Source organism: Actinoplanes sichuanensis (assembly GCF_033097365.1).
GTDB lineage: Bacteria > Actinomycetota > Actinomycetes > Mycobacteriales > Micromonosporaceae > Actinoplanes > Actinoplanes sichuanensis.
This window is the reverse complement of sequence record NZ_AP028461.1, coordinates 5,263,607-5,275,448: the sequence shown is the minus strand read 5'-3', so window position 1 is coordinate 5,275,448 and position 11,842 is coordinate 5,263,607. Positions and strand designations below refer to the sequence as shown.

At 68.9% G+C, this 11,842-nt stretch carries 10 protein-coding genes; 5 read left to right on the top strand and 5 right to left on the bottom strand.

The annotated features are described in order from the left end of the window. Positions 1–40: 40 nt before the first annotated feature. From Q0Z83_RS24270 to Q0Z83_RS24260, 3 genes are all read right to left on the bottom strand, one after another. Complete coding sequence (locus Q0Z83_RS24270; RefSeq protein ID WP_317796278.1) at positions 41–4,126, bottom strand: Ig-like domain-containing protein; 4,086 nt, start codon at positions 4,124–4,126, stop codon at positions 41–43. 130 nt (positions 4,127–4,256) lie between these two features. Further along, positions 4,257–5,270 carry a sensor histidine kinase gene (locus tag Q0Z83_RS24265; RefSeq protein ID WP_317796277.1) on the bottom strand — a complete coding sequence of 338 codons (1,014 nt, stop codon included), beginning with the start codon at positions 5,268–5,270 and terminating at the stop codon, positions 4,257–4,259. Beyond that, positions 5,267–5,977 carry a response regulator transcription factor gene (locus tag Q0Z83_RS24260; RefSeq protein ID WP_317796276.1) on the bottom strand — a complete coding sequence of 237 codons (711 nt, stop codon included), beginning with the start codon at positions 5,975–5,977 and terminating at the stop codon, positions 5,267–5,269. Before Q0Z83_RS24260 ends, Q0Z83_RS24265 begins: the two co-directional genes overlap by 4 nt. A gap of 139 nt (positions 5,978–6,116) precedes the next feature. Here Q0Z83_RS24260 and Q0Z83_RS24255 point away from each other — a divergent pair, with 139 nt between their 5' ends. From Q0Z83_RS24255 to Q0Z83_RS24235, 5 genes are all read left to right on the top strand, one after another. After that, positions 6,117–7,724: a tetratricopeptide repeat-containing diguanylate cyclase gene (locus Q0Z83_RS24255; protein WP_317796275.1), complete on the top strand. Its 1,608-nt coding sequence runs from the start codon at positions 6,117–6,119 to the stop codon at positions 7,722–7,724. Between the two features lie 151 nt (positions 7,725–7,875). Next, a complete protein-coding gene (locus Q0Z83_RS24250) occupies positions 7,876–8,172 on the top strand; it encodes a hypothetical protein (protein WP_317797420.1) in 297 nt (98 codons plus the stop codon). Next, on the top strand, positions 8,088–9,272 hold the full coding sequence (locus Q0Z83_RS24245; RefSeq protein WP_317797126.1) for a diguanylate cyclase domain-containing protein: 1,185 nt from the start codon (positions 8,088–8,090) through the stop codon (positions 9,270–9,272). The genes Q0Z83_RS24250 and Q0Z83_RS24245 overlap by 85 nt, the downstream gene beginning before the upstream one ends. Before the next feature lie 210 nt (positions 9,273–9,482). Then, positions 9,483–9,896 (top strand): response regulator, encoded by a 414-nt coding sequence (locus Q0Z83_RS24240; protein ID WP_317796274.1) that lies wholly within the window; start codon positions 9,483–9,485, stop codon positions 9,894–9,896. Positions 9,897–10,523: 627 nt separating this feature from the next. Continuing rightward, positions 10,524–10,844 carry a MerR family transcriptional regulator gene (locus Q0Z83_RS24235; RefSeq protein ID WP_317796273.1) on the top strand — a complete coding sequence of 107 codons (321 nt, stop codon included), beginning with the start codon at positions 10,524–10,526 and terminating at the stop codon, positions 10,842–10,844. Positions 10,845–10,910: 66 nt separating this feature from the next. Here Q0Z83_RS24235 and Q0Z83_RS24230 read toward each other — a convergent pair whose 3' ends face one another. Both Q0Z83_RS24230 and Q0Z83_RS24225 read right to left on the bottom strand, forming a co-directional pair. Next, complete coding sequence (locus Q0Z83_RS24230) at positions 10,911–11,231, bottom strand: STAS domain-containing protein (protein WP_317796272.1); 321 nt, start codon at positions 11,229–11,231, stop codon at positions 10,911–10,913. 52 nt (positions 11,232–11,283) lie between these two features. Next, positions 11,284–11,724, bottom strand: coding sequence for an ATP-binding protein (locus tag Q0Z83_RS24225; protein ID WP_317796271.1), 441 nt, complete (start codon positions 11,722–11,724; stop codon positions 11,284–11,286). Positions 11,725–11,842 lie beyond the last annotated feature (118 nt).

The window sequence follows — 11,842 nt, the reverse complement described above, 5'->3', positions numbered from 1 at the left end:
CACCGGTTAAGGGGGGTCGGTGCGGTGGCCCCGGTCACGTTCAGCAGACGCCCGCGTCCTGCCAGGGGCCGTACGGTGCGCCGGGTTCCTGATTGCGGGTCCACCACTTCGCCTGCCACCGGTGCCCGTCGTGGTGGACGGTCTCGCCGCCGGTGTAGATCCACGACGTGGTCCAGGCCGGGACGACGCCGTCCCCGCAGGTGACCGGGGCACCGATCTCGGCCCAGGCACCCCATGGCGAGGTTCCCGGTTTCTGTCCCCGGGTCCACCACTGGGCGACGTGGTCGCGGCCGTCCTGCCGGACCCGATTGCCGGTGACGTAGACCGTCTCCGCCGACCAGGCCGCCGGCACCACGGTGACCTGGTGCGTTCCGGAGGTCAGCGCGGTCGCGGTGGCTGTGATGGTCACGGTTCCGTAGTCGGCGCCGGTGACCACACCGTCGGCGGAGACGGTGGCGACGGTGGGGTCCGACGACTGCCAGGTGACCGCCTGGTCGGGCACGGGGGAGGAGACGGCCGACAGGGTGATCCGGTCGCCGGGGGTGACCTCGGCCGGGCCGCTGACGGCGACGGTGCGGCGGGCGACGGCGAGCCAGCTGATCACCGGGTCCTGGGAGCCGGTCTTGGCGACGGTGTAGGTGACGACCGTCGGGGTGGTGACGGTGAACGGCACGGTTCCGGTGGCCCGGGTGCTGCCGGAGGAGAGACTGATCGGGGTGCCGGTCACCGTGGTGCCGCCGACCGTGACGGTCTGAGACATCGGCCGGGTCTGTGCCCACCACTCGGTGAATCCGGCGGTCAGCACGTAGTCGCCGGGTTCGAGCGGCAGCCGGTAGCGGATCGTCTTGTTGCTGCCCGCCCAGGAGCCGGTGGAGAACTTGTCGGCCGGGTCGGTGCCGCCCTTGACGGTGATGCCGTCGTTGACGTATCCCCAGGTGTCGGCGGTTGCCGAAATCTGGTCGGCGGTGCCGTTGCGCAGTTCGGGGACGGACCCGGCGACCGCCTGGAACTGGGGTGAACTCTGCCCGGCGGCCAGCCCCGAGTCGATGTAGTAGGCGAGCGACGGCGGGACCACCTCGTAGCGGGCGGTGAACGCCTGTTTGCGGCCGTCGACGTAGGCGTCGTTCGTCCAGCCCTCGACAGACACCGTGGTGTAGGCGGTGCGGGTGGTGGCGCGGCTGGCCGGGGTCCAGGTGACCTCGTACGCCTGGCCGTCGATGGTGACCGTGGCGGGCAGGTTTCCGCTGGTCCGGACGGCTCCGGCGAGGCCGAGGTCGCGGCGGGTGTCGGTGACGTCGGCGGGCCGCAGGTTGTCCGCGGCGGCGGTGAGCCGGGCCGCGATCTGGGTGACGCCGACGGTGTCCAGGCCGGGCAGGCCGGGCAGCGCGGTCCGGGCCTGCTCGCGGGTGGCGGCGAACACCGCCCAGGTCTGCGGTGACCAGTCGGCTTCGACCGGGTCGCCGACGGCGGTCAGGGCGTCGCGGATCGGGGTGGTGGAGACGGGTCCGTCGACGGCGCCGGAGATCGCGGTGACGGCGTCGAGGACCAGCGTGCCCCCGCGCAGCGTGAACGTCGCGGTGTGCGGGCCGTCGGCGAGACCCCGCAGGGTGTACGTCGCCTGCCGCTTGCCGGTGCTGCGGGTGGGTGTGGCGGCGGCCAGGGGTACGCCGTCGACGGTGACGTCGAGGGTGGCGGTGCCGGTGTTGCCGCCGATCAGGTCGAGGCCGGTGCCGGTGAATCCGACGGTGACGGTGGAGCCGGCGGCGCTGCTGGTGGACGTCGACCGGTGCCAGTCCATCGCGTCACCGGCCGCGGCTTTGTGACTCCACGTGCCGGTGTACGCCAGCGCGCCGTCCATGTTGTCGACGAGCGTTTCGGCGTACGGCGAGAAGCCCTTGATCTTCTCGATCTTGAGATTGTCGAACCCGGTGCGGTAGAAGTCGCTGGACAGGTTGACGCGTCCGGCGAGTTCGGGTGCCGGGTCGACGTAGGTGTGCACCCGGGTGCCGTCGACGAACGCGGTGATGGTCGCGCCCCGGGCCTCGATCGTGAGGTGGTGGGAGTCGGCGGCGGTCCCGGTGCCGGCGGCGATGGTGGTGCCGTGCCGGGCGAAGGTCCAGGCGCCCGCTCGGTTGACGCGCAGCAGGTAGGCGGCGCTGTCGGCGGTCATGCCGGTCTGCTGGCGCACTCCGATTCCGGCGGTGCCGCCGGCCGGGTCGGGGAGCACGTCGACGCTCGCCCGGTAGTTCTGCCAGCGGAAGTCGCCGACCAGGGTGTTGGGGGTGGTGCGGTTCCAGGCGGCGGTGTCCTTCATCGACTGGTCCATCAGCTGGTACAGGACGCCGCCGTCGCCCTGCCAGGCGCCGGTCTGGTCGACCAGGTAGCGCGGTTCACCGCCGCGCGAGGCCAGGTACGACGGGGCCTCCTGGGCGTAGGCGAAGTCGTCGGCGTACAACATCTGGTCTCGGGTGTCGTGGGTCTTGCCGGTGTCGTCGGTGTCCAGGACCGTGCGCGGCCGCGTCTCGGGCAGTGGTTGCGCGGCGGCGGTGTCGAGGGTGGTGAAGGTGACGATCGACCGTGGCGGCACCTGATAGACGTAGTGGCCGTCGCCGTCCGGCTGCAGGGTGTCGACCTTGCGCATGTAGTGGGCGGCGCGGGTCTCCCAGACCTGGACGGTGGGTTCGGCGCCGAGGTTCATGTTCTCGGCCTTGAGGCGGTAGGTCTTGGTGAGGTCACTGTCGTTGACGGCGATGGTGGAGAAGTCGGTGCGGTCCGGCGCGGCGAGGGTCAGGTAGCTGGCCGCGCCGTTGGAGCCGTCGATGTTCTCGGTGCCGCTGACCCCGCTGTAGCTGGCCTCGGGGACGGTGCGCCAGATGCCGGCGGTGTTGGTGTCGTTCTCCCAGCCGGTGGTGGCGAACCTGGTGAAGTGCTGCATCACGTGGATCGCGGCGTCGTAGTGGATGCTGCCGGACCACGGGTCGCGGGCGCTGAGCAGCTCCTTGTGGCTGTACTGGGCGCCCTCGTAGAACGAGCCGATCGCCGGCTGGAAGATGTAGTGGGTGCGCTTCGACCGGTGGTAGCCCTTGACGCTGCGGTTGGCCAGGTCGAGGGCGCTCTGCAGGCCGCCGATGCCGGTGCTCGCGCCGCCGGGGCCCTCGTTGTTGTTGACCCGGTAGTCGGTGAACCCGAACGAGCCGACGCCTTCGCTGTACCAGACCTCCTTGTCGCGGACGGTCGCCAGCTTCGTGTACGGCTCATAGGTGTTGCTCGTGGTGGCGCCGTCGTAGCGGTCGTCGGTGTTGTAGTGGTACCCGACCGCGTCGACGATCTCGAACAGGGCCGGGTCGTCGAGCAGCGCCGGTCCGATGTTCTTGGTCTGGTTCTCGTCCGAGGCGACAATCTTGATCTTGTGGTACGCGTCGGCGACCGCTGCCTGCTGTTCGGCGGGGATGCCGTACCGGGGGTCGGCGAAGTCGGTGTCGGTGACGACGGCGTTCTTCCAGTACTTGATGAATCCGATGTCCGGGGTGCCGGTCTCGTTGGTGTCCGGATTGACGTAGTCGACCATGTAGCCGTACTTCTGGTACGCGTCGAGAATGGTCTCCTTGTACCACTTGTACATCTCGTCCCGGCCGGTACCGGCGCTCCATGCGGTCTGCACCCAGTAGGGCATGGTCCAGCGCAGGATCGACACCTTCAGCCGAGGGTTGACGGCCTTGGCGTCGGCGGCGAGCTGGAAGCCGGGGGAGCGGGTGGCGTCGGCGAGCTCGGTGGCGGTGCGCATGGTCGCGGCGTCGGCGCCGGTGGAGTTGTTGGTGTCCGAGCCCATCTCCACCTTGACGTGGTTGATCAGCGGGTGGTCACCACCGAACAGCACGTCGATCATCTGCCGGTAGCGGTCGGGCTGCTCGGCCTTGTAGTCCATCAGCAGGTTGCTGGTGCTGTTGGCGCTGATCAGGCCGAGCCCCTTGTAGGGCAGGCCGTTCACGTTGTCCGGACGGACGTCGAGGCCGTCGACGACCACGTCGACCGGGTCGTCCGCGGCGGCCGCCGGTTGTGGCGCCACCGTCAGCGTCCACGCCAGTGCCGCCGTCATCGCGGCGCAGCCTGCCATCCACCGTCTCATCGCGACTCCCGGGCCAGATCACTTCGGTGACGAACCTGTTACGGGAGTAAACCGCTCACAACAACGCACGTCAATGCTCGAACGAGCACAAACGATCGGAGCCGGACGCATGTGATCGGAAACGATCGTTTCAAGCGGGTAGCTGTACCTCGAAACGGCAGCCGTGACCGATGTTGCGGACGCCCACCCGGCCGCCGTGCGCCTCGACCAGGCCACGCACGATCGCCAGACCGAGACCCCCGCCGGCGCCGGTCCCGGCCGCGGCCGGGGTGCGGGCGCGTTCACCGCGGAACGCGACATCGAAGACCCGCGTCAGGTCGGGCTCCGGGATGCCACCGCACGTGTCGGAGACGGTCAGCCACACGTGACCGTGCTCCTGGCCGGCGGCGATCTGGACGGTGCCGTCCTCCGGGGTGTACCGCACCGAGTTGATCAGCAGGTTGCTGACGATCCGGGCGAGCTCCCGCTCCCCGCCCCGCACGACCGGCCAGCCGCTGTCGGCGGCCACCAGATGGATGCGGCGGCGGGCGGCCAGCGGCGCGACACCGGCCAGCGCGTCGGACACCACCTCGCCCAGCGGTACGGTCGTCGGCATCAGCCGCAGCGCACCGGCGTTGATGCGGGACAGCTCGAACAGGTCGTCGACGAGCTGGGTCATCCGGTCGGTCTCGACCCGGATACGCCGGTGATACTCGTCGACGGTGGCCTGGTCGGCGATGATGCCGTCCTCCAGCGCCTCGGCCATCGCCCGCAGCCCGGCCAGCGGGGTCCGCAGATCGTGCGACACCCAGGCGACCAGCTCCCGGCGCCCCGCCTCCAAATGGCGTTCCCGGTCGCGGGCCGCCTGCGCCCACACCGCGGCGGCGGCCAGCCGACTGCCGAAGACCGCACCCACCCCCAGGCTGATCAGCGCGGACGCGGTCACCGTGACCAGCACGACCCACAGGTCGTGCGCGGACAGGAACATGGCCTGGGCGACCGTGGCGACACCGGCGACCACGGCCAGCACGGTGACCGCGATCAGCACCAGCACGTGCACCAGGATCGACCGGCCGCGCATCAGCTTCAGCGCCCCCGCGCCGGCCAACCCGACGACACCGCCGGCGAGCAGCGCGTACAGCCCGATGAGCAGGGTGTCCTTCACGCGGCGGCGCCCCCGTCGAGCGGGTCGTACCGGTAGCCGACACCCCAGACGGTGCGGATGCGGTTCGGGGCGGCCGGATCCTTCTCGATCTTCTCCCGCAGGCGCCGCACGTGCACGGTCACCGTCGACTGGTCGCCGAACTGCCAGCCCCAGACCTTCTCCAGCAGATCGGTGCGCGACCAGACCCGGCCCGGGTGGCGCATCAGGAAGATCAGCAGGTCGAACTCCCGCACGGTCAGCGCCAGCGGCATGCCGCCGGTCTCCGCGATCCGGCGTGCCGTGTCGACGGTCAACTCCGCGTCGGTGATCATCGTCGGCTCGGCCGGCGGACCGCCCGTGCCGGAGGTGCGGCGCAGCACCGAGCGGATCCGCAGCACCAGCTCACGGGGCGAGAACGGCTTGGTCACGTAGTCGTCGGCGCCGACCTCCAGCCCGAGGACCCGGTCGGCCTCCTCGCCGAGCGCGGTGAGCATCACGACCGGTAGCTCCGGCAGTTGGCGCCGCAGCCGGCGGCACACCTCGAGGCCGTCGATGCCGGGCATCATCAGATCCAGGACCACCAGGTCGGGCCGGCGCGCGGCGACCGCGGCCAGACCGTCGGCACCGTCGGCGGCCAGCTCGACCTCACAGCCGGCCTGCTCCAGATAGCGCCGGACCACGTCACTGACCGTGGGGTCGTCGTCGACCACCAGCACCCGATGTCCCATTCCCGCCACGTTACCGAGCGGCCTCACCCGTACTCCCCGGTCGAGGTCTTTCGGATTCCTTACGCCTCTCAACCGCCACGAGATGCTACTCACAACCCTCAAAGGTCATGAACCGTGCCGACTGTCCGACGTTGCCACCATGCTGACTGAGGCCGAGCCGACGGAACGGGATGAGAATCGCCTGTCGGCGGCGATCGAGTCGATCGAGGAGCAGCCGCGCCTCGACCATGACCCGGCCGTCATGATCCTTCGGGTGCGTGACCTGCAGGCCGACGCCCGCCGCCTCGGCCGCCCGGATCTCCACCACCGAGCTCAGCTGATCATGGCCGACATGCGGGGCCGGCAAGGCGACCTCGCCGCCGCCGGCCGCATCGTTCACGACGTCCATGCCTGGGCCGTCGAGCGCCGGCACGCGCACCTGCTGGCGCTCAGCCACTGGCATCTGGCGTCCCTGTTCGCCCAGCTCGGTGACGCCACCAGCCAGCTGCAACACGCCGTCGGCGCGATGGAGTCGGTAAACGCCATGCCGGCACCCTCGGTGATGCTGCGTCTGCGCTGCACGATGGCACTGGCCGACGCCTACGGAGACTCCGGCGACTTCGCTTCGGCCCGGGAACGCTACGCGGAGTCCGAGCGGCTGGCGGTCGAGGTCGACGACATCCGGGCGCACACGACGATCCTGAACAACCTCGCCTACACCGAGCATCAGGCCGGCGACCTCACCGCGGCCACCCGAGCCGCGGACCGCATGCTCACCCTGGCTCACCGGCACGAGGTGAGACTCGACGACAGCACACTCGACACCGTGGCCAAGGTGTGGCTCGCGGCCGGCCGTCACACCGAGGCCATCGATCTCATCCGGCACACCCGCATCGACCGAACCGGCCCGGACGAGGACGCGAACTCCGTCGCCTCCTGTCTGGTCACCCTGGCCGAGGCGTACCGCCTCGTCGGCGAGCTCGACCAGGCGCACATGGCCCTGCAACGATGCCGAGTTCTCTGCACCGAACGAGGGCTCGCCGGTGTGGAACTCGAAGTGCTCCGCGAGTACGCGCAGCTGCTCGCCACCCAGAGACGTTTCGAGGAGGCGTTTCTGGCGCACCAGGACTTCCACGCCGCGGCGATGCGACTGCACTCGGGGCAACGTGACGCGCGTGCCCGTGTCCTGCAGGCCGTCTACGAGATCGACGAAGCCCGTCAGGCGCGACGCCGAGCGCAGGAGATGGCCATGCGTGATTCACTCACCGGCCTGTACAACCGACGTTTCGTCGAGGCGGAGTTGCCGGTGCTGCTGCACCGGGCCGCCGAGAAGAACACCGCGTTGTCGCTTGCCGTCCTGGACCTGGACTTCTTCAAACGCATCAACGACACGTGCTCCCACGGTGCCGGTGACCGGGTTCTGCAGAAGGTGGCCGACCTGATCAGCGCCCGCGCCCAGATTCTCGACGGCGCCTTCGGGGCCCGGCTGGGCGGCGAGGAGTTCCTGTTCGTCATGCCCGGCATCGACGGTGCCGAGGCCGTCGCGCAGATGAGCCGGCTGCGCCAGGCCATCCGCGAGCACGACTGGCGGCCGGTCACCGGTAGCCTGCCGGTGACCACCAGCATCGGTGTCACCAGCACCCGACACGGTCACGGCACGGCGACAGACCTGCTCCACCAGGCCGATCTATTCCTCTACCAGTCGAAGGCGAACGGCCGCGACCGGATCACCAGCGCCGATGATCAGCCGGCCGACCCCTCCAGGTGAGCGCTGCCGCAGCCCTGCGGGAGTTCGGGCCTCAGCTGACGTGCCCGGCCGCGATCTTCTCAGGCCTGCCGGAATCGAGCCGATTGATGCTGGTGGGCTGAAGCCGCCAGGTGCCGGCACTGCACCGAGGCGCGGAGGAGGGTTCGCCGACATGCTGCAATGGCAGGCGTACGCCCTCTTTCCGCTGAGCGGAACCGTGATCTCGGCGGTGGCCGCCTGCCTGGCGTGGCACCGCCGCCGGTCGACGCCGGCCGCCATGGCCCTGCTGGTCGTCATGTCCGGCCTGGTGCTGTGGGCGGGGACCGATGCCATCGGTTCACTCAGCACCGATCTGACGACCCGGACCAATCTGGCGCTGGCCCGATTCCCGGGTACGAGCGCCGCGGCCCTCGGGTTCTGCCGGCTCTGCCGCACCCTCAGCGACCGGACCTGTACAACTACACCCTGATCTTCATCACCCTGCTGGGTGTTGCGAGAACCTGGCGTACGGCGTCGTCGCTGCACCGGCGTCAGCTCGCCACGGTGATGGGGGCCGCGCTGTTCCCGGTGCTCGGGAACGCGGTCACGCTCATCCAGTTCGCCTCCGGTGGCGGGGGAGACTTCGCCGTCCTCGGGTTCGTCGTCACCGGCGTCGTCACCAGCTGGGCGGTTTTCCGGCAGGGACTGCTGAAACTCGTACCCGTCGCCCGCGGTTTGATCTTTGAACGGGTGAGTGACGCGATTGTCGTCATCGATGTCGAAGGCCGGGTCCTGGACCTCGATCCGGCGGCCGCCGACCTCGTACGGCTCATGCAACCCGATCTTCCGCGAAACCTGATCGAACTGCCGTCGCATCGGCTCCTGCGAAGCGGTGAACTGGAAGACCGTGAGTACACGGTCGACATCGGCGCCCGCACCATCGACCTCGATGCGCGATCCAGCGATCTGACCGACAACCGCGGCCGGTACATCGGCCGCGTCGTGGTGGCCCGCGACGTGACCGAACTGAACGACCAGAAACGTGCGCTCCGTACCGCTCTCGCCGAGCGGGATGCGTTGGACGCCGCGCTGCGTCATCAGGCGTTCCACGACAGTCTGACCGGGCTGGCGAACCGCGCCCTGTTCACCGAACGGATCGTCGACGAATACGCCGAGGCCCGCGAGCGCGGGCGTTCGGTTGCCGTCATGCTCATCGACCTCGACGACTTCAAGCCGGTCAACGACACCTTCGGTCATCACGTCGGTGATCTCCTTCTGAAAGAGGTCGCCGTTCGCTTGACGGCCGATGTCCGGGACGTCGACACCGTCGCCAGGCTGGGCGGCGACGAGTTCGCGGTCCTGTTCTCCTGGCCCCTGACCGAGCCGATGGAGACTCTGGCCCGGCGCATGATCGACGTTCTGCACGCGCCGTGCGTCCTCGCGGGCCACGAAGTGCGTGTCCGAGCCGGCATCGGCGTCGCAGTCGATGCCGATGCGCTCCATGATCCGGACCAGCTGCTGCGGCAGGCCGACGCCGCGATGTACGAGGCCAAGGCAAACGGCAAGGGATCATTCGCGTACGCGCGATAGCGCCGTCGTGGGGTACCCGTCCGACCCGCTGCGCCGGGAGGCCGATCCACGGCAACCGTTCGCGCCTGCGGAGGGTGTCGTCGGTCACGGTTCCGCCCGTCGGCGCTGTTCGGCGGCGAAAGGCGCTAAGCGGTCCAGCGAAGCGGTCGAACCGGCATGCGATGCCGGGTCGGCCGACTCGGCACAGGGCAGGTCCCAGGGGAGGGCACCGTGGCACTGCTTGTCGTGGCTGAGGATGATCGTGACATCCGCGATGTGCTTCTGCGCCTCCTCCGGCGCGACGGCCACACCGTGGTGGAGACGGACAACGGCGCGGATGCGTTGCAGGAGGTTCTGGCCCGCCCCGGTGTGGAGGCCGTGGTGACCGACATCGACATGCCGGTGATGTCCGGCCTTGAGTTGTGCCGATGCATCCGAGCGGACAGGGACCGTGCCTGCCTGCCGGTGATCCTGGTCAGCGGCAGTCTGATGCCCGGCGACCGGCGGCCGCAGGAGGTGGCGGCCACGGCGCTGCTGCCGAAGCCGTTCCGGCCGGCGGAACTGCTGGGCTGCCTGAGCCAGGCCCTGGCGAACGGACATGAGCCGGGACGGCAACCGTGCGACTGCGGCCGCCGTCCTGCCTGAACGACGACGCGCAGCTCGGCGGTGCGCCGGCGACGGCCGGCGAGAGGGCTCTGGTCGGGCCCAGAAAATCTGGTCTCTGGAGACTAGACATTCTTGGTTGGTCTGGGTAACGTAGCTTCCGTTGACGACAGAGATCTGTAGAAGACGCAGACGAGACAAGGCCGAGCGTCAAGCAGGGCCCGGAAGTTTCTCGTGGCTCGCCCGGCCTGCGCGGTGGAGACAGATCGCCGCACGCAACAGGTAGGTGCACGACAAGACCTTGACGTAATTCCAGGTCAGGGCAATGCAAGAGATCCGCCGTACGTGTGTGGGGCCATGAAGTCGCGTGGGGCTCCGACACCGGGGGGTAGTGCCACCGGAAGTTGAAAGTAGAGGAAAGGGAGGGTTTGGCGCCGTTGGATCGCCCGCCGTCAGGACGTAGTGCCAGTTCTGTGGCGGACACCGTAGTCCCATCGAAAGTGAGGTGGTCTCCGGTCACGCTTACGCGATCCTCACACTCGCTGCAGTACATGGCAGAGCTGTGTGGAAAAGAGAACCCGACGAACCTGTCGGTAGATGGTGTATCGAACCCGTAGCCCTGGGCCCCGGCGCATCCGCGCCGGGGCCCTCGTTCATGACGAGGAATGTATGGCCCAATCCGACGATATGCTCAACGACGACGACTACCCCGCCTACACCATGGGCCGCGCCGCCGAGATCGTCGGCGCCTCGCAGGACTTCCTACGCCGGCTCGACGAGGAAAAACTGATCATCCCGTTCCGGTCCGGCGGCGGACACCGCCGCTACTCCCGCTACCAGTTACGGCTGGCCGCGCGGGCCCGGGAGATGGTCGACCAGGGCACCGCCCTGGAGGCCGCCTGCCGGATCATCGTCCTCGAAGACCAGCTCGAAGAAGCCCTTCGTCTCAACCGCGACCACGAGTGCCGGCAGCCGACCGACGCCACCTGACACGACTGACACCCCGAAATCCCGACACGCGCGGTCCTTCTCCACCACGAGAGGGACCGTTTGTCGTCAGGTGCACAGGACCTCGGACAGACCGGTGACGTCCAGGACCTGCTGGACGGTGCCGTGGCCGTTGACGACCGTGAAGCCGCGCTTCGCCGTGAGGGCCGCCCGATAGCCGGTGACGAGGCTCGCGACGATGTGCGAGTCGATGAACCGGGTGTGCTCCAGATCGACGACGATGTGGGTGATCTCCGGTCGGTGGGCGGCCTCCAGGAGGCTGGTGGAGAGAGCGTCGCCGATGCTCATGTCGAAGTCGCCGGTCAATATCACCCGCAGGGCGCCGGTGGGTGTCCGCTCGTGGGTGATGGTGTACGCGGGGGAGGTCACCCTGCATTTTTTAGCACAGGGGTACGACGTGCGGCCTACCGGTGGCCGGCGTTCAACGCCCGCCCTGGCGGGGAAAGGTCGCCCAGACGTGTTTGACGTCCCCGTCGACGTACCAGCAGACCGCCTGAGCAACCGAGAGGGCGATGCGCAGACCGCGACCACCGGCACTGAGACTCTGCTGCGGTCCGGGCTGTCGCGGGATGCGGTCGATGGCACGGTCGCTGACGTCGAGGAGGAGGTGGCAGTCGTCGTCGCTGAGTAGCCGTACCAGAACGGGAGGTTTTCCGTGTCGCAGTGCGTTGCCCGCCAATTCGGTCATGACCAGACCGATGGTCTGCGCCGTGGTGATCGCCGCCGGATCCTCTCCGCGGGTCGAGGCCAGATGGTGGAGCAGATCCTCGCGGATCGAACGCAGACCCTTGTCACTCTCGAGTCGCCAGATGACCTCGGTCCGGGTGTGCGCCGGCAGCGCAAGCATCCGTAACGGGCTCATGGCGCTCATGATGCCCTTCGGGCGAAAACGGAAACCATCCTTCCTGAGGAACGTGAGCACTTCTCTCATTGCCCTGACGGGGTGTTCCTCTGCTGCTGGCAGAACCGGGCTCGATCGG